Origin of the sequence: Gracilinema caldarium (genome assembly GCF_029265695.1) — a bacterium.
GTDB lineage: Bacteria > Spirochaetota > Spirochaetia > Treponematales > Breznakiellaceae > Gracilinema > Gracilinema caldarium_A.
The window spans coordinates 24,761-42,544 of sequence record NZ_JAJUHW010000025.1 but is presented as its reverse complement, the minus strand read 5'-3'; the positions used below and the strand labels follow the sequence as shown (position 1 = coordinate 42,544).

General features: G+C 41.9%; 13 protein-coding genes, 2 tRNA genes and 1 rRNA gene. 10 read left to right on the top strand and 6 right to left on the bottom strand.

The features are described from left to right. Positions 1-2 precede the first annotated feature (2 nt). The 8 genes from rrf to Q7P68_RS09145 all read left to right on the top strand — a co-directional run bounded on the left by rrf (position 3) and on the right by Q7P68_RS09145 (position 9,047). Positions 3-118 (top strand): 5S ribosomal RNA (rrf, locus tag Q7P68_RS09180). 111 nt (positions 119-229) lie between these two features. Then, a complete protein-coding gene (locus tag Q7P68_RS09175) occupies positions 230-709 on the top strand; it encodes a chemotaxis protein CheW (RefSeq protein ID WP_304224950.1) in 480 nt (159 codons plus the stop codon). A 21-nt stretch (positions 710-730) separates the two neighbouring features. After that, complete coding sequence (locus Q7P68_RS09170) at positions 731-1,762, top strand: DegT/DnrJ/EryC1/StrS family aminotransferase (protein WP_304224948.1); 1,032 nt, start codon at positions 731-733, stop codon at positions 1,760-1,762. A gap of 33 nt (positions 1,763-1,795) precedes the next feature. After that, on the top strand, positions 1,796-2,641 hold the full coding sequence (locus tag Q7P68_RS09165; protein ID WP_304224947.1) for an NAD(+)/NADH kinase: 846 nt from the start codon (positions 1,796-1,798) through the stop codon (positions 2,639-2,641). Further along, positions 2,634-4,349 carry a DNA repair protein RecN gene (gene recN / locus Q7P68_RS09160; protein ID WP_304224946.1) on the top strand — a complete coding sequence of 572 codons (1,716 nt, stop codon included), beginning with the start codon at positions 2,634-2,636 and terminating at the stop codon, positions 4,347-4,349. The genes Q7P68_RS09165 and recN overlap by 8 nt, the downstream gene beginning before the upstream one ends. Next, positions 4,349-5,164 carry a hypothetical protein gene (locus Q7P68_RS09155; protein WP_304224944.1) on the top strand — a complete coding sequence of 272 codons (816 nt, stop codon included), beginning with the start codon at positions 4,349-4,351 and terminating at the stop codon, positions 5,162-5,164. Before recN ends, Q7P68_RS09155 begins: the two co-directional genes overlap by 1 nt. A 3-nt stretch (positions 5,165-5,167) precedes the next feature. Beyond that, positions 5,168-6,937 (top strand): ABC transporter ATP-binding protein, encoded by a 1,770-nt coding sequence (locus tag Q7P68_RS09150; RefSeq protein WP_304224942.1) that lies wholly within the window; start codon positions 5,168-5,170, stop codon positions 6,935-6,937. Next, positions 6,930-9,047 (top strand): ABC transporter ATP-binding protein, encoded by a 2,118-nt coding sequence (locus Q7P68_RS09145; protein ID WP_304224940.1) that lies wholly within the window; start codon positions 6,930-6,932, stop codon positions 9,045-9,047. Before Q7P68_RS09150 ends, Q7P68_RS09145 begins: the two co-directional genes overlap by 8 nt. Positions 9,048-9,049: 2 nt before the next feature. Here the strand turns inward: Q7P68_RS09145 and Q7P68_RS09140 are convergent, their stop codons facing one another. Then, complete coding sequence (locus Q7P68_RS09140) at positions 9,050-11,854, bottom strand: ankyrin repeat domain-containing protein (protein ID WP_369695319.1); 2,805 nt, start codon at positions 11,852-11,854, stop codon at positions 9,050-9,052. 209 nt (positions 11,855-12,063) lie between these two features. Between Q7P68_RS09140 and Q7P68_RS09135 the strand changes: the two genes are divergently transcribed. Beyond that, positions 12,064-12,145 (top strand) — tRNA-Leu (locus Q7P68_RS09135). A gap of 115 nt (positions 12,146-12,260) precedes the next feature. Here the strand turns inward: Q7P68_RS09135 and Q7P68_RS09130 are convergent. The 5 genes from Q7P68_RS09130 to Q7P68_RS09110 all read right to left on the bottom strand — a co-directional run bounded on the left by Q7P68_RS09130 (position 12,261) and on the right by Q7P68_RS09110 (position 17,033). Beyond that, a complete protein-coding gene (locus Q7P68_RS09130) occupies positions 12,261-12,938 on the bottom strand; it encodes a PP-loop family protein (protein WP_304224938.1) in 678 nt (225 codons plus the stop codon). A gap of 6 nt (positions 12,939-12,944) precedes the next feature. Next, positions 12,945-13,017, bottom strand: a tRNA-Pro gene (locus Q7P68_RS09125). Positions 13,018-13,057: 40 nt separating this feature from the next. Continuing rightward, positions 13,058-13,780 carry a late competence development ComFB family protein gene (locus Q7P68_RS09120; RefSeq protein ID WP_304224936.1) on the bottom strand — a complete coding sequence of 241 codons (723 nt, stop codon included), beginning with the start codon at positions 13,778-13,780 and terminating at the stop codon, positions 13,058-13,060. Between the two features lie 14 nt (positions 13,781-13,794). After that, a complete protein-coding gene (locus Q7P68_RS09115) occupies positions 13,795-15,075 on the bottom strand; it encodes an HD domain-containing protein (protein WP_304224934.1) in 1,281 nt (426 codons plus the stop codon). Between the two features lie 8 nt (positions 15,076-15,083). Beyond that, on the bottom strand, positions 15,084-17,033 hold the full coding sequence (locus tag Q7P68_RS09110) for an aconitate hydratase (RefSeq protein WP_304224932.1): 1,950 nt from the start codon (positions 17,031-17,033) through the stop codon (positions 15,084-15,086). 112 nt (positions 17,034-17,145) lie between these two features. Here Q7P68_RS09110 and Q7P68_RS09105 point away from each other — a divergent pair, with 112 nt between their 5' ends. Next, entirely contained in the window at positions 17,146-17,769 is a 624-nt protein-coding gene (locus tag Q7P68_RS09105; protein ID WP_304224931.1) for a hypothetical protein, read from the top strand. Positions 17,770-17,784 lie beyond the last annotated feature (15 nt).

Below are 17,784 nucleotides of genomic sequence, written 5' to 3'. Positions count from 1 at the left end.
TGCCTGGTGACCATAGTGGAGGTGTTACACCCGTTCCCATTCCGAACACGGAAGTTAAGCCCTCTTACGCCGATGATACTGCCTCTCGAAGGGGTGGGAAAGTAGGTAGTCGCCAGGCTTTTTTTTTATTCCAGCTGCCCTTCTCAAAAAGATAACTCTTGAAGAAATGCGATTTCAATAGTAAAGTAGAATAAGACAAAGGCAAGATGAGGCCTGAAAGGAAATTTACATGACTGAAAGGGAATATCAATACCAACTGGTAACATTTCAACTCGGCGAAGAACACTATGGCATTGACATAATGGATGTTAAAGAAATTGTTCGGGTCCAAGATATTCGGCCTATACCTAACGCGCCATCATATGTAGAAGGTATAATTAATTTACGCGGTGAGATAATTCCCATCATCAATTTACATAAGCGATTCCATATTAAAAAGGCTGTGGTTGGCGAAGATGAAGAGTTATTATCAGGATTTATTATTATAGACCTAGATGGAATGAAATTGGGTGTGGTCATCGATAAAATAGCACGGGTTGTAACTATAGAAAATGAACAAATTCAGGCTCCTCCACAAATGCTAAGCGGTATAGGTGCAGAATATATACAGGGTGTAATTCAAAACGAAGAAGGATATCTTATCATTCTAGATATACGGAGATTATTCAATCCGAAAGAATTACAAAAAATTAACGAATTACGGCATTAATTACTAAAACGAGGATTACAGATGAAAATAGAAGTTTTCTCACCTACTATACGCCGAAAAGAAATGGATGCCGTTTTGTCAGCCCTGGTTGATGATGCGCTAGGCCCTGGTGATTTTACTGATAAACTACTTACGGTTGCAAAAGAATATATTCAATTTGATTATGGTATCAGTTTCAGAAGTCCTGCATTAGCTCTTTTTTTTGCCTTAAAAGCACTTAATATACCGGTGAATGATGGTATTCTTATATCCGCCCTGTCACCTTTGTACTATCTACAGGTACTCAAAGATCTTTCGTTAACTCCCATTTTTGCAGATGTGGATGAGCATTCAGGTAATATGACAAAGGAAACCATTACAGAAGCTTTAAAAAGAGCTGAGGTTCCTGTCCGTTGTATTATAAACCATCATACGTTAGGATATGTGCCTCATACTGAAGAGTTCCTTGAATTTGGTATTCCTATTATAGAAGACATTTCCCGCAGTTACGGAACCAATGTGGGAGAGTTTAAGGTAGGAACTTTCGGTACCCTCTGTTTGTTAGGCCTCGAATCCCGGGACGTTCTTACCGCCGGTGGTGGAGCCATTCTTTATGCAGTTAATAGAAGAGAGGCATCGGTCCTTAGGCAGAGTATGGAACTGCCACCAGAATACCAGCTCCCCGATATGAATGCTGCAATGGGAATTGTCCAGTTTAAGGAACATGAAAAAAACTTTGAAAAAAGAAAAGAAATAGCTCAAATATTTTTACAGTCCGCATTGCGGACGAGGCATAAACGATTTATTCAGATGGATATAGCTGAATATAACAATTATGCGTTCCCTCTTGTTCTGCAAACAGGCTTAAAGGATGTGGTGGCCTATGCAAATAAAAAAGAAGTGGCAGTAGAAAATGCTTTTACTAATACAATCATTACTAAAATGACAGAAATACAAAATATGTTTCCGATTGCCTATTCATTATCGTTACGAACAGTACTATTCCCATTTTATCCACGCCTTTCGGGCAAACAGATTGAAAAAATTGCAAAGGTTCTTGCAACTTTGCCATAGTTGAATAATAGCGAAAATAAGGGTCAGGAAGCTATGGGTGCACGTATAATACTGATTGTTAACCTTCATAAAGAAAATGCTTCCGCTCTGATGCATTCTATAAAATCAACCCTTGAATCTCAGGGTCATACGGTATTCCTCTGCCCATTCGAAGGTAAACCAGAACTATCTCCTCAGGGTGCTTATGACATTGCCTTTACCCTTGGTGGTGATGGAACCGTTCTCTATGCAAGCCGCTGTATGGCTCCTTTTTCTATACCCGTATTTCCTATTAATATTGGGACCCTTGGTTTTATTGCTGCTGTGCATCCTGAGCAATGGGAACAGGTCTTCCAACAGTGGATGGATGGCCTTATACCAGTTTCCCGACGCTTAATGCTAAAAGTCGAACTATGGCGCGGGGGAGTGCTGCAGGATACCAGATATTGCTTAAATGATGCGGTCGTTTCTGCTTCAGGTATTGCAAAAATCATACGGCTTGATGTTAGTACAGATACCACAGACTTGGGCCCCTTCCGTGCAGACGGTCTTATCATTGCAACACCAACGGGCTCAACTGCCTATTCTGTGGCCGCAGGAGGCCCTATACTCGATCCAGAATTGGAAGCATTCATAATCAATCCAATCTGCCCTTTTACATTGTCTAATCGCCCTATGGTTATTCCTGCCCATGAACGAATCGTTGTTGATGTAGAATCTGGACAACGAAGCAACGTTCTGCTTACCGTAGATGGACAGGAAGTAATACAATTGTCCGAAGGAGACCGACTGATCTTGCAAAAGGCTCCATTTCAAGCCAAAATAATTGCTTCCGACAGAAAGGTTTTTTATAAGGTTTTACGGACAAAATTGAATTGGTCAGGGGGCCCCGATGCTTGATGAACTAGTGATCAAGGATTATGCGTTAATTGACAGGCTTTCTGTACATTTTGACGATGGTCTTAACATCATCACAGGTGAGACCGGCGCTGGTAAGTCAATTATTGTGGGGGCCCTTAGTTTTCTCCTCGGCGATAAGGCAGATATAGAAGTTATTCGTACAGGCTGTGAGGAAGCTAGTGTTTCAGGAATCGTTTCTATAAATTCTAAAAATGACGATGTGGCTGCTTGGCTTACAGAAAAAGAAATTACCCCCGATGAAGGGCGCATTATTATACGAAGAAATATTAAGAAAAATGGTAGGGGATCTATCTATATCCAGGATGTTCCGGTTACAAGGGCGGATTTACAGGAATTTACATCCTTTCTTTTTGATATACACGGGCAGCATGAACATCAATCTTTATTAAAAAAAGAAAATCACCGTCGTTATCTGGATCGTTTTGCAGGCATCGAAGACCAAGTTCAGGCTTTTACCGGCGTTTTTATGGAATTGTCCGAAAAACGAAAGGAGCTTGAAAAGTCTATAGAAACAGAAAAACAGCGAAAAGAAAAACAGGAGCTTCTATCTTTTGCTATAGAAGAAATTTCTAAGGTAAATCCAAAACCGGGCGAAACTGAAGAATTAGAATTGGAAGCAAAAAAGCTTGCAGAATATGAAAAACTGTCTTCCCATATTAACGGTGCCGCGGATTTATTGTCCCATTCTGATCTATCTGCTATCCCGCTTTTAAGGAAGGCCAAAACCTCACTCGAGGCAGCTGCGGCTATAGACAGTTCCTTATCATCTCTTTCTCAAAGATTTTCCGACCTTTATTACGAGCTAGAAGATACCGCAGACCAGTTAGACAATTACAGGAATTCATTAAGGTTTGATGAAAATCGACTTGAAAGCATAGAAGAACGGCTCGCGCTTATGTTTAAGCTCAGGAAAAAATATGGGGCCACAGAAGCTGATGTGCTCTCTTATAAAGAGCAGGCAATTAATGAACTTGAAAAGCTTTCAAAGTTAGATGAAGATCGGGCAGCCCTTAAAGAGGCCATTACGGCATTAGAGCAAGAAATTACTCGAAAGGCAGCCGACCTGTCTCTGCAGCGCCAAAAGGCTGCAACTATTCTTGCAGAACGAATTACAAAGATTTTAAGTACCCTCGGGATGCCAAAAGCACAGTTTGTTATTCAGGTTCAACCGAAGGGTATGAATGGCAACGCGAAAATTATTGGGCCCTACGGGGCGGATGATGTGGAATTTTTAATATCCGCTAATCTCGGGGAACCGGTAAAGGAACTATCTAAAATTGCAAGCGGCGGTGAACTTTCACGGGTTATGCTTGCAATAAAAACCGTTTTAGCCAATACTGATACTGTGGAAACCCTTGTTTTTGATGAAATTGATACGGGAATCGGCGGAGAAGTAGCCCTTTCTGTGGGTGAACACCTATCGCAGGTAGGTAAGAATAAACAAATATTTTGTATTACCCATCTTGCAACTATAGCAGTTCGAGCCCATAACCATCTCAAGGTTGAAAAAAAGGTAGAAGGCGAAAGAACTGTCACCACCTTAAGAATCCTTAGCAAAGAAGAAAGAAGAGAAGAAATAGCCCGTATGTTGGCTGGAGATGCGGCAGCCAATGCCGCACTGGCCCATGCGGACGAGTTACTGGCGAAATATAGTCAACTGGCAAGCAATAGCCAGGGGAGGAATTAATGGCAAAGATCTCCCAGGAAGAAAAACACCAGTATTATGAGCGCATTAAACCGTATAAAGAAGCTACTGAAGCTATATTAGCAAGAGAACGAAGTATTCTTTCTTTAATGCAGAAAGACCCCAATGGGGCAGCTTATAAAAGGCTTACTTTGGCCGATGAAATGCTCAATCTTGCCTCTTATTATCTTGTTATGAATGGTATTTCACAGGCTGTACTTGGAGTTAAAAATGAAGAACATCTCAACGAAGCACGAAAAGCCTTATATAAGGTAATTATATATCTGGAAGAAGTGGTCAGCAATTATATTGATGTTCCCTATTCTGATTATGCAGAAAAACTCAAAGATCTAGAAGGCCTTAACGCAGAACGACGGTATGCCCTGATACGGAAATTGGGGCTTGCAATTCAAATGGTGGAAGATGCATATGGCGATAACACTAAATGGAAATGGGCTTTTGTAGAGCTTGAAGGCCGATTTGCAACGGTTGCAAAGAATATTTTCGATTTGAAAAATGCGGTTGCAAACTTTGATCCCCGTTCGCCTGATTATGAAGTCAGCGTGTACCATATGCGCACTATAAAGCGTCTATTAATGCAGGCCGCAGATCGGTACCGGGAAAAATATGAACTGTCTACCAACCGGATCGATGACTTTAAACAGGCCATCAATTTTTTGGGGGCTTTACGCCGAATCCATGTCTTGCTTGGTGAACGGGATGATGCAGAGACGGTAAAGAAAAAACAAGATATCTGGGCTGCAAAACTTGAAGCGGACCAGAAAAAAAAGGATGATCCATTTTCTCAAAAGAAGTAATTCATGGCTGATGAAAATCAAAAAAACTATTCTTTACGGGAATTTAAAACTCTTTGGCCATATTTAGCCCCCTCTATTCCAAACTATATAGCCGGTTTATTCTGTCTCATTATTGTCGACCTGGGCCAAATTCTCATACCGCTTTTTATTAAATCTGCAATAGATTCGCTTTCTAATCAACAAGCGACTTTGAGGTCCTTAGGTCTTTTATGTCTTGGGATGCTTGCTTTGTCGGCAATTATTAGTGTGGGCCGCTTTCTCTGGAGATATTTTATTAACGGTGCTTCCCGTAGAATAGAGACAGAAATACGGCAAAGTCTGTTTAACCATCTTATGGAACTATCCTATGATTTTTACCAGAAAAATAAAATTGGAGACCTCTTAGCCCGTGCCATCAATGATCTTAATGCGGTTCGGAATGCTCTTGGTATAGGTTTTGTTGCATTTTTTGATAGTACCGTAATGGCTATTGCGATTATTATCATTATGCTGATACAAGATCGAGATACCGCATTGTTTGCCATTATTCCGCTTCCCGTAATTACGCTGCTTATTGTGGGTTTTGGCAATATGATAGGAGGGCGCTTTAAAAAGGTTCAGGAATCATATTCATCCATGAGCGAAACGGTTCAAGAAACCTTTGCTGGTATGAGGGTAATTAAATCCTTTGTAAAAGAAGAATATTTTGTTAACCTTTTTGCAAAAAATAATAATGATTATAAAAATGATAATGTATCGCTTGTAAAAGTATATGGCTTTTTTTTCCCCATGATTTCTTTTCTTTCAGGCTTAACCACGCTTATATTGCTTGTTATAGGTGGCGGAAAGGTTATTGAAGGAAAGCTTTCTGCAGGCACCTTGGTTGCTATGTTCAGCTATCTCCAGATGCTTATCTGGCCGATGCTTGGCATGGGATTCTTAATAAATATGATACAGCGGGGTGCTGCAAGCCTTGGAAGAATCAATGAGATTTTTGCTGCTCCACCAACCATTAGGTCAAGAGAATTAACAAAAGGACCTATTGCTGGTAACTCAGGTTATATCAAGATAAAAAACCTTTCATTTATATATCCCGATGGAACATCAGCTCTTCACAATATTACTTTAGATATTCCTTCTAGATCTGTTATGGGAATCATGGGTAGGACCGGTTCTGGGAAATCAACCCTTTGCAAAGCTCTTTGCCGGCTTATCGATCCTGATGATGGAACTGTGTTTCTTGATAATGTGGATGTTAAAGATTGGGACTTGGTATCCTTACGACAGCGTTTTGGAATGGTACCGCAGGACCCGTTTCTATTTTCGGATTCAATAAAAAATAACATTATTTTTAGCAATGAATATGCCTCTGAAAACCTTATAATGGAAACTGTAGCATTAACTGGACTAACCCGGGATCTGCGGGATTTTAAAGATGGATTGGATACAATTGTTGGAGAGAGAGGCCTTACACTTTCTGGCGGACAAAAACAAAGGTTATCTATTGCACGGGCTATCATAAAAAATCCAGATATTTTAGTTCTTGATGATGCATTCTCAGCGGTAGATACCGAGACAGAACAGCACATTTTAAATGAAATTCTAAAAAATCGTAAGGGAAAAACAACGATAATCGTTTCTCACCGAGTTTCTACACTTAAAAAAGCTGACTTTATTGTAATACTCGATCAAGGAAAGATACTCGAAGCAGGAACTCCTTCCCATTTAATAAAAACGGGAGGATATTTCGCGGAGATGGCTGAACTGCAAAGGTTAGAACATCATCATGGCTGAATATTATGAAACCGAAGAAATTGTAAAAGAATACGATAGCAAACTGGTAAGGAGAATCCTCTCCTATCTTAAACCTTACAAATTACATGCTTTTGCTGCTTTCATTGCTCTGGTCATTTCAACCTTGGGAGAATTATCTCTTCCTGTGATTGTTCAAAAAATTATCGATACCTCAATTATTTCCCAATACATAGCAATCGATGAAACTTTCTTTATTGCTCAAGGTCCTCAACTTTCACAGGAGGAAAAAAAACTTTTTTCAGATATCGTATCCTTTAAGGAAACCATTGTTATTGGCAATAAAAAGTTTGTTTTAAAATCGAAAGATATTGTCATACCAGCTGCTTTGGAAAAACGTCTTAGAGAACTATCTATTATCGATAGTGAACCTTGGTATGTTTTTAACGGTTCTCCAAAAGCTGAATTGCAAAAGGTTAGTATCAGTAACGGGTCCTATTCTGCAATACCGGAAAAAATTCTAAAAACATATCCTAGTGAACTTATTCGTGAAGTAAAACGGCAGGATTTCAATTTTCTTATACGCTCCGGAATCCTTTTTCTTATTATCCTTATACTTATATTGCTTGCAACCTTTGTGCAAACTTTTATAACCACTATCATAGCTCAAAATATCATGAAGGATATCCGGCTTGAGCTATTCAAGAAAACGATATTTCAGTCTACAGCTTTCTTAAGTCGAAACCCGGTAGGTCGCATGGTTACTCGGCTTACCGGCGATGTGGAAACAATTAACGAGTTTTTTACTTCCGTGTTAAGCGCCTTCCTTAAGGACATATCGGTTATGTCCGGGGTTCTAATTACTATGATTTGGCTTTCTCCCAAACTAGCGCTGATTACTTTTTTAACCCTTCCTCCAGTAGCAATTGTAACTGCTATTAACCGATATAAATCCCGTGATGCATTCAGGCGTCAACGTCTTGCATCCTCTCGTCTCAATTCCTTTTTGTCAGAGCGACTTTCTGGTGTTCATATCGTACAGCTTTTTGTAAAGGAAAAGGCAGTTTCAGATCAATTTAAAACCCATAATACTGAATTGCTCAAAGCTAATTTAGGAGAAATGTATGTCTATGCCACCTTTCGGCCTATTATTGACTTTTTAACGAGCCTTACTATTGGAGTGGTTCTCTTTTTTGGCGGGGCCTATATAATTGGCCTTCATTTAAGCCTTGGCACTTTAATTGCATTCATCAATCTTGTGCAGATGTTCTATTTCCCCGTTCAGGATATATCGGAAAAATATACAATACTACAATCTGCCATGGCAGGATCTGAGCGGGTCTTTGCATTAATGGATAAAGATGAAATGATAACTGACAAGGGTAAGTTAACTGTTTCAGCCCAATGCAAAGGTAAAATTGAATTTAAGAACGTTTCATTTTCCTATAATGGCCGAGAACCGGTACTTCGCCATATTTCCTTTACCGTGCAACCAGGGGAGATGGTCGCTATTGTTGGTTATACAGGGGCAGGAAAAACAACCATAACTAATGTATTAAACCGACTTTGGGATATTGGTGAAGGGACAATCTTATTAGACGATGTTCCTATCGAACAGTATTCTCTCTCGAGCCTGCGGAAGGCAATCGTACCGGTTTTGCAGGATGTTTTTTTATTTTCAGGTACCATTGCGGACAATATACGATTAGGATTACCGATTTCCGATAAAGAAGTAGAAGATGCTGCAAAGGCTGTATATGCCCATGAATTTATTTCTAAGCTTCCCCAGGGATACCAAACCCGTTTATCAGAGGGATCAACAAATATTTCTTCAGGTCAGCGGCAATTGATAAGTTTTGCCCGGCTTATTGCCCATAATCCGCGGGTAATCGTACTTGATGAAGCCACCAGTTCTATTGATACGGAGACAGAACTATTGATTCAGAAGGGTTTGCAGAAGATATTGACCGGCCGAACTTCTATCGTTATTGCTCATCGACTCTCTACCATTAAACATGCTGATAGAATATTAGTCCTGTCCCATGGTGAAATAGTAGAATCTGGAACCCATGATACATTACTTAAAAAAAATAGCCTGTATGCAATGCTCTACAGGCTACAATATGAAAATGATGAAACTGCTTTATTTTAGCTTTACTTTAAAAGATTCATAGCATTAGTTCTTCCCCAACGTTTCGCCGTATCATAGGGAGTCTCATCATCATTATTTTTTATATTTTTGATCGCCCCTAATTCAAGAAGAGTTGTGATTACCTCACTGTTTCCTTTGGATGCCGCATAATGAAGTAGCGTGTTGCCCATAGAATCCCGGTTATTAATGTTTTTTGAGTTTAAAAGCACTTTTATAACCGTGGGGCCCTTTGTAATGGCTAGATCTGCTGGAGATTCTCCGTCCGAAGCCTTGATAAATATATCAGATCCTGAATCGATTAAATACCGGGCCGTATCCCAGGCTTCAACCTCAACAGCTAACCTCAGTGGTGTTTTTCCTTGGGAATCAATAATATTGAGCCGGGCTCCTAGTTCCATTATTGTTTTTATAATTCCAACCGGCGCTCCTGCAAGGATAGCAATGTGGAGTGGTGACCTCCCATAATCGTCAGAGAGGGAAAGCCTATCCTTCGTCAAAAGGGTATTTACAATATCAGATGAACCTGCCATGGCCAGTTGGAAAGGGGTTTTCCCTGCTGCATTCTGGGCGTGTATAGCTGAACCTCGAGTAAGCAGGAGATTGCAAATTTCTTTTTGATTACTTGCAACGGCTATATGCAATGGTGTATCGCCGTTCAGGTTGCGGGCCATAGGATCGGAGCCAGCTTCGAGCAGCAGTTCTACACTCGCAGGGACACCAGATGTGATCGCTTCGAAAAGCGGTGTATTGCCTTGGTTGTTTCTGAGATCTAAATTTGCCTTAGCCTGAATCAAGGATGTCACAATGGCTCCCATGCCCAGACGAACCGCCTGATGCAGCGCCGTGTCTCCCGACAAATTTTGGATATTCGGATCTAATCCCGCTTGTATAAGCACAGGAACGCATGCGATCGCATTCCAGCGTACTGCTGCATGAAGCGCCGTATTTCCAAGCTTATCCCGGGACTGAATGTTAGAACCTGCAGCGAGCAAAGATCTTATTGTTTGAGGGGCATTGTTTTTTACAGCGAAAAACAAAGGTGTCTCACCGGTAGCATTTTTCATTTCAAGGGAGACACCTCGCTGTACTAAAATTGGAATAATCGAGTCCATTTGCCACTGGGCAGTATAATGAAGTATGCCATTCCCAAGACCATCACGGGCGTCATAGGTTGATGAATTGAGCATCCATTGGCGGATTTTATCAGGATTTTTAAGCGCAATATAAAGCGGGCTTTCGCCTTTTGCATTAACCGCAAAAATATCAGCCCCCCGGGTTATAAGGAGTTCTCCAATTTCCCGTTCATCCTGTTCAACCGCAAAATGCAAGGCCGTGTCGCCTGCCTTGTTGCGGCTTTGCACTAAATTCTTCTGGTCAATAATATGGGCAATAATTCTCGCCGGTGCAGCGCTCAAAGTGGCGATGTGGAGCAAGGTATTTCCCTTATTATCGCTTTTTTGCACTGTATCCTGGGTTATAAGTTCGGTTAAGCTGCTATTTTTTAATGCCAGTGCCACATCAAAGGGAGTTTTGCCATTTATATCGTCAGCAAAGATGTCAGCCTGTTTGTTTAGCAAGATGGAAATATAATCTTTCCGGTCCATCTCTACCGCGATATGCAACGGTGTTTTCCCCTTAGCATTGCGGATATTTACATCAGCCCCTTGGGAGATAAGCAAACTGGCAATATCCTTTCCCATATCAAGGGCTATACATATATGAAGCGGTGCGTCACCATGATTATCCTTAAGATTGGTATTTGCACCCCTATTAAGTAAAAGACTTATACCGTCCTTACGGACCATAGAGGGCATAACAATATGGAGCGCCGTGTTACCCTTTGCATCCTGAGCGTTGATCGTCGCACCTGAATCGAGTAACATTTGCATAATATTGATAAAACCGCTGCGGGCAGCCTCGTGCAGCGCAGTAGTTCCTGAACCATCTTTTATATTAACGTCCGCTTTTCTTTCTAAGAGTAACTGAACGATGCCACTATGGCCATAACGGCTTGCATAATGCAATGGAGAAAGACCATCTGCAAACCGTATGTTGGGATTTGAACTGCGGACTGCAATTGAAAAGTATGAAAATACTTCATTGCTGTTAATATACCCAGATTGAATAAGTTTTTCAGCGACCTGCGCATGCTTAAAAGAATCGGCGTATTGGAATGCTAAATCCAGAGCTGTATTGCCATGAGAGTCCCGTATATTAGGAGGAATAGAAAAATCTAATATCCTGCGAACCGCAGTAATATTTCCCATACTGGAAGCAATATGTAAGGCATTTTGTCCCTGTTCATTTTTTTGCAGAGCGGTTTTCTCGTTTAACAATGCCTGCAGCATTGCCTCTCCTTTCTGTATAGCAACAGTAAGGGGAGCAGTTTCGCTTTTACTTGAAATAAAAATGTTGGCATTTGCCTTGGCTAATGTTTCGATACAAGCATAGGCTTCATTCTGACAGGCAATTTCAAGTGCAGTTCTGCCTATGGGATCCTGGGTGTCCACATTAGCTCCAAGGGCAATAAAAAAGGCCGTCAATTCCGCATCATTGGCTTCTACAGCCCGTTGCAGCGGAGTGCGTCCTTTAGAATCGGTCGTGTTAACATCCATTTTCCCTCTAAAATAATCGCGAACTTTGTCTGATTGACCCTTGTCAATCAAAGTCCATACATCGTCTTCCTTAACAGGCTCTGGCGGAGGGGCACTGGTACAGCCTAGAAGGTTGAGTCCAGCAAGTATGAGGCTGGCAGCTATACAAAGTCCCAATCTATTTGTACGGGCAAAAAATGTTGAGTATACCATGCTTCTATTCTCGGCAGAAAAGGTGCAGGATTAAGTTGAATAAAGCCCTATTTCAAATCCCTTGAGTCAATTTCAGAAGTGATTGGATTTTGGGAATAGGCTAAGTTTACGGGTTCTTTGTATCTTTTTGGCCTCTTAAGATGAAAAAAATGTAAAAAATTGTCTTGACATTTTTTGATGAAATCGGTAGTATGCAACTACAATTTCACGCGGCGATGGTGGAATTGGTAGACACGCCAGCTTGAGGTGCTGGTGCCGAGAGGCATGGAGGTTCAAGTCCTCTTCGCCGCAACTTCTTATGAGACCGGACTTATACTGAAGTCCGGTCTTTTTATTATTAAATTGACTTCACGATAGCCTGCGGTTATTTTGCACCTACTTTGTCTATTTACGGATTAAAAGCAATTTAATGTTTGCGTGAATTAAACGCTGTTAGCAAGTGCATTTTTTCCTGGAGAGAACCGCCGGTTAGTGATTCCAAACGTTTCCGATATTCTGATCTGACCCCCTTAGTCCCGCGTAGACAGGTACAGGTTTGCGTGTGCCAGGCTTGCTGAGATACAAATCGAATAATGCTTTCTTCTGGAGTATAAAATAAAGGACGTATCAAGGTAACATGAAAAGATTCATAGTACCTTTTGGGCTCAAGTACATCAATTTTACCCTGTAAAAGCAAATTCATAAGCAGTGTTGTAAGCGCGTCATCAAGGTGGTGCCCAAAGGCGATTTTATTATACCCATGTTCTACTGCATAATGCATAATTGACTCCCTTCGCTGAGTTGCACAGGTATAGCAATCTAAAGAAGTAACATTACCAGTTTTCTGAGGCTGACTGAGGATAGCAAGGGGAATATTCCATGAGCTATAGAGGGATTCAAGTTCCTTATTATAAGGCGTAACGTTGTTTTGGATGTATATTGCCCCAAGGGAGAAGGCGCTATTTTTCCAATATCTCATCTTAGAAAGGATGTAACTCAGAGCCAAAGAGTCTTTTCCGCCTGAAGCTCCTATGAGTATCTTATCATCCTTGTTTATTAAATCGAAATCTTGAATGGCCTTTGCAACGGATTTAAAAATATTCATTGATTGTCGGGATGGGCGGATTTGAACCGCCGATCTCTTGCTCCCAAAGCAAGCGCCTTAGCCACTAGGCTACATCCCGGAGTAATATGATGAGAATATATCAAAATCTTCATGCTTGGTCAATTATCTTCACTATCATTACCAGGCGGGAAAAGATACAAATCAGGAATTTTGAATGTTCTCTGCATAGAGAAGCTTGTTTGAACCTGTTCTTCGCTTGTTACGTGTATAGTAAAGAAATGCTGCAGGGGCTCAAAATTTTCAGCCCTTATAGAGATGGAAAAGGAAAAAGTTTTTTCCATCCCCGCCTTTTCTGCACTTTTGGGTTTGGGCCAAAATGTAAAGGTCCCGGCGGTGTTCGGAATAAGCCTGTAGGGATTCTGCCAGTTTGGATCGATCATGGGAGCAAGATTTCCATCTTCGAGCAGTTCCACATCGATATTATTCACTGGTTCAAAATTGAGGCCATTAAAAACACGACCAATAATGGTGGGAAGATTGTAGACCGGTCCTTTAATGCTAAGCGGTGATTCCCGGTCCGCTGGATTATGGGCAAAATGGGGCCGTAGAGATTTGGCAATCTTATGATGACCCTCGTAGATTAACGATACAATGTCTGCATCTTCTTGTTGTTTTTCTATTGTTTCACTCTCAGTCCTCGCAACACCTCTGCTTGATACCACATATTTGGGAGGCAACCGATTCAAAACATAGCAGGCTGTGTCGAGTCTGCATTGAAAGCAGGTACAGGGTCTATCGGGTTTAGCTTCTTTTTCAATAGAGTCAAATATTTCATGGATGAGGCTTAAAACCCTATCTTCGGTTGTATTATGGATATCCATTATGTGCTCCTTCTTTATAAGTGTAGCCAAATCTCTGTATTTCGCAAGTTTTCTAGTATGTTGTTAGATTCCATAACAGCTTCATATAGCTCAGGGGCGGCAAATAGGCGTATCATTCTGAGCTTTTCTGTAAATGCTGAGATTGTTTCAGAGGTAAAAACCGTAGTACCGGTTAAGAAGGGCTTATTTGATTCATAAAGGAGCAGATCTGTTTCAAATGAGATTGGTTCTGGTATATCTAGAATGATTTGACTCTCTGAAACAGTTGTTTTAAGGCTGCGGGACAGAAATGCCGCAAGCAGCGCTTCAGCGCTTTCCCGCACTTCCCAACTCATTTGTCTGTTGCTTGCATCTAGAGGAAGAGGTATTTCAAGTATTGGCTGCCATAAATGCCCTGACTGGACCAATTGTATTAGCTTAAAAGGTTCATAATCAAGGGCTGCAAACTTAGTAAAGAGTCCGCTATCATCCAAATTATACAGCTCCTCTGGATGAATAATGCTTTTTGCAAGCCCATACCGAATTGCTTTTTTAATCATCACAGTAGCAGAACGGACTTCCCGATGCCAATAGACCGATCTGTACATAAGATACTTGGCAAAAAGGAGCGCTTCTATGCTGGGAATCCCTTTTATATCGATAGATACACCGCGATCTTTGTGCGGATATAATCGGCTCAATGTAAAATCAATGTCCTGATTGCCATAAGGAACACCGCAATGGTAGGCATCTCTGTTTAAATAATCCAACTTGTCTGGATCGAGCACGCCGGAAAGTAAATTGCGATAAAAATGTATTTCCTTATTATCTTGAGAGGGAAGGGAATGGTCTACAATAGCAGCGGTCATATAGGGATCTGCCCCAGTTCTGCCGATAAGGGATTTTAATTCATGAGACAAAATGAGGCGCCCCGTAAGGACTTCATGCTGTTCAAGCGGTAAATCTTTTAGGCTGTGGGTATAGGGAAAATGGCCAATATCATGAAGCAGGGCAGCACACAGAAAAGAAAGGATCCCTTGTGGACTCACCCATTCATCAGCCCCCCGTTCGATAAGCTGCAGGATAAGCTTTTTTGCCAGGTGGTAGACGCCGATGGAATGGGCTGCCCTCGTGTGGGTTGCGCCGGGATAAACCAAATAGGTTGGTCCCAACTGCCGGATATGATGCAGACGATTAAAGGGAGCAGATCTGCAAAGTTCTCCTATAGCCGGTGTCACATATATATGCCCCCAAATATTATCCCGGTAAGGTTCAATGAAACCATTAAAGAGAATATCCGCTACACCCTGCTTCATTTCTTTTGTTATTTGCCTCCAGCCTTCGTGTAGGGTACAAGACCGCCAGCTCTCAGGATGCGCCGGGAACGTTCATCTACATCAAGCTTTACTTTGATGACTTTCTGTTTTGTCCTGTTGTTTATAAGTAGCTCACTTTCTCCCGATTCTAGAAAAGCATAGATGTTATTCAGTTCTAATTCGTCCTTTGGATCTACCTGTTCATAATCTTCTGGATTGCTGAATACCAAAGGCAGTATGCCATAATTAATAAGATTTGCTTTATGGATACGGGCAAAAGATTTTACGAGCACTGCCTTCACCCCTAAATACATGGGCGCCAATGCTGCATGTTCCCGGGATGATCCCTGCCCGTAATTGCTGCCTCCGACGATGACACAGCTGCCTGCTTCCTGTGCCCGTTTCCAGAATTCCGGATCCAGCCGGGTAAATACATATTTGGATATTTCTGGAATATTGGAGCGAAGGGGTAATACCTTTGCCCCTGCGGGCATGATGTCATCGGTGCTGATATTATCTCCCGTTTTTAGAAGCACCGGGAGCCGCACTGAATTGGCAATTGGTTCGGGGCGGGGGCATGGTTTTATATTAGGACCCCGTTCTATAACTACCTCTTGTGCTTCTTTAAGCGGAAGCGGCGGAATGAGCATCCCATCCCCCGCAATAGCTATTCCTTCTGCTAAATAGCGGTCAAGGTTGGATTTCTCCATTTTAAACTGATTGGGGTCGGTGATACAGCCGGTGAGAGCTGCCGCAGCGGCAGTTTCCGGCGAACTGAGGTATACCTTTGCGTCTGCGGTCCCGGACCGGCCTTCGAAGTTTCGGTTAAAACTTCTTACACTTACGCCGCCTGATTTAGGCGCAAAACCCATACCGATACAGGGGCCGCAGGCGCTTTCCAAAATACGAAAGCCCGCTCTAATGAGTTCTCCCAAAATACCAGCCTTTTCAGCTGCTAAAAGGGTTGTCCTGCTTCCTGGTGCAATACCTGCTGAAACACGGGGATCGATGACCTTTCCCTTAACGAGAGAAGCCACAGCGGCAAGGTCTTCCAAAGAAGAATTGGTACAGGATCCAATCACAACCTGGTCAACCGGGAGACCTGCAATCTGGGCTACTGGGACCACATTGTCCGGCGAGTGGGGTTGGGCAATCATGGGCTTAAGTTCTTCAAGGTTAATTTCTATGATCCTATCATAAGATGCATCTGGATCTGCTTGGAGAGAAACCCATTGATTTCCCCGGCCTCTCATTTCAAGGAAAGCTTTTGTTTTTTCATCGGAAGGAAAAAGTGATGTGGTTGCCCCAAGTTCCGCGCCCATATTGCAGATGGTAGCCCGCTGGGTTACCTGTAATGATGCAACCCCTTCGCCAAAATATTCATAAATATTACCTACTCCGCCTTTTACCGTTTCTCGGCGCAGCAGTTCAAGGATAATATCCTTAGCGGACGCAGCTCCCTTAAGACGGCCAGTCAGTTTTACACCGACGATTTTGGGCATGATTAAATGAAAGGCGCCTCCACCCATTGCAACTGCTACATCTAGCCCCCCGGCTCCAATGGCAAGCATGCCGAGGCCGCCGCCGGTAGGTGTGTGGGAATCAGAGCCCAACAGGGTTTTTCCTGGCAGCCCAAAACGTTCTAAATGGACCTGGTGGCAAATACCGTTTCCTGGCCGGGAAAACCAGATGCCATAACGGGCTGCCACACTCTGGAGGTATCGATGGTCATCCATGTTTTTCCAGTCTTCCTGCAAGGTATTATGGTCCACATAGGATACAGAGACTTCTGTTTTAACCCGATCCAGCCCCATTGACTCGAACTGAAGGTATGCCATGGTACCTGTTGCATCCTGGGTCAATGTTTGATCTATTTTTATAGCAATTTCAGCGTTTTTTTCCATTTTTCCATCAACAAGATGTGCCTTGATGATTTTTTCAGCAACGGTTAAGCCCATAATATAACTCCTCTAGCCTGATATTATAGACCAGAACCGCTTCTGTCCATAGTTATATAAGAATTTGCGTTTCCCTTTGACGTTATACAAAGGAAATAGTAAAATGATACAAATGAATGCTTTACGAAATTGTATAGTATGCGTGCTATTGGGTCTAACAATCTCCTGTTCTATTAAGAATATTAAGAAGGAAAGTACATCTCAGACCGTTACTGAAAATAATAACACCTCAGCAATAAAACCTATTACGGTCCCCACGGTAGAAATGAAAAGCCTTGCCTCCGCTGAACCGGTGAACAAATCAATCTCAATAACTGCCGATTTAACAATCCCCAATAAAAATGAAATACCGCGTCTGCCCAAAGACTTTTCAATAGGTGACCTTGGACAGGGAAATGTTCCCCTTCCGGTATATGATGCAGCGCAGGACTACTGTAATAGGCTTGTCTCTTCGCAATATACAAAGCAATTATTAAATTTTTTGCCTGTTCAAGAACAAGATAAAATTGCAGAAATGGTTAAAACAATAAATCCGCTCCAATATCGTATTGGCGGGGGAAAGCTGGAAGGGGAGGGCCGTTATTCTTTTTTAATAAGGATTCTCGGCCAAAACACAGCTGCTTCAGGGGCAGTATATGTTCATCTGGTTGACACCCTATGGATTGTCGATGACTTATTATTGGAAATAGATACCAAAACCGCATTTGATCCTTTGCAATATAAATATTTCCTTTAGGAGTACATAAGGAGC

Bases quoted from the DNA above. Each gene is read 5' to 3' on its own strand.
- Q7P68_RS09175 (WP_304224950.1), top strand. From the start codon at position 230: ATGACTGAAAGGGAATATCAATACCAACTGGTAACATTTCAACTCGGC.
- Q7P68_RS09170 (WP_304224948.1), top strand. From the start codon at position 731: ATGAAAATAGAAGTTTTCTCACCTACTATACGCCGAAAAGAAATGGAT.
- Q7P68_RS09165 (WP_304224947.1), top strand. From the start codon at position 1,796: ATGGGTGCACGTATAATACTGATTGTTAACCTTCATAAAGAAAATGCT.
- recN (WP_304224946.1), top strand. From the start codon at position 2,634: ATGCTTGATGAACTAGTGATCAAGGATTATGCGTTAATTGACAGGCTT.
- Q7P68_RS09155 (WP_304224944.1), top strand. From the start codon at position 4,349: ATGGCAAAGATCTCCCAGGAAGAAAAACACCAGTATTATGAGCGCATT.
- Q7P68_RS09150 (WP_304224942.1), top strand. From the start codon at position 5,168: ATGGCTGATGAAAATCAAAAAAACTATTCTTTACGGGAATTTAAAACT.
- Q7P68_RS09145 (WP_304224940.1), top strand. From the start codon at position 6,930: ATGGCTGAATATTATGAAACCGAAGAAATTGTAAAAGAATACGATAGC.
- Q7P68_RS09140 (WP_369695319.1), bottom strand. From the start codon at position 11,854: ATGGTATACTCAACATTTTTTGCCCGTACAAATAGATTGGGACTTTGT.
- Q7P68_RS09130 (WP_304224938.1), bottom strand. From the start codon at position 12,938: ATGAATATTTTTAAATCCGTTGCAAAGGCCATTCAAGATTTCGATTTA.
- Q7P68_RS09120 (WP_304224936.1), bottom strand. From the start codon at position 13,780: ATGGATATCCATAATACAACCGAAGATAGGGTTTTAAGCCTCATCCAT.
- Q7P68_RS09115 (WP_304224934.1), bottom strand. From the start codon at position 15,075: ATGAAGCAGGGTGTAGCGGATATTCTCTTTAATGGTTTCATTGAACCT.
- Q7P68_RS09110 (WP_304224932.1), bottom strand. From the start codon at position 17,033: ATGGGCTTAACCGTTGCTGAAAAAATCATCAAGGCACATCTTGTTGAT.
- Q7P68_RS09105 (WP_304224931.1), top strand. From the start codon at position 17,146: ATGAATGCTTTACGAAATTGTATAGTATGCGTGCTATTGGGTCTAACA.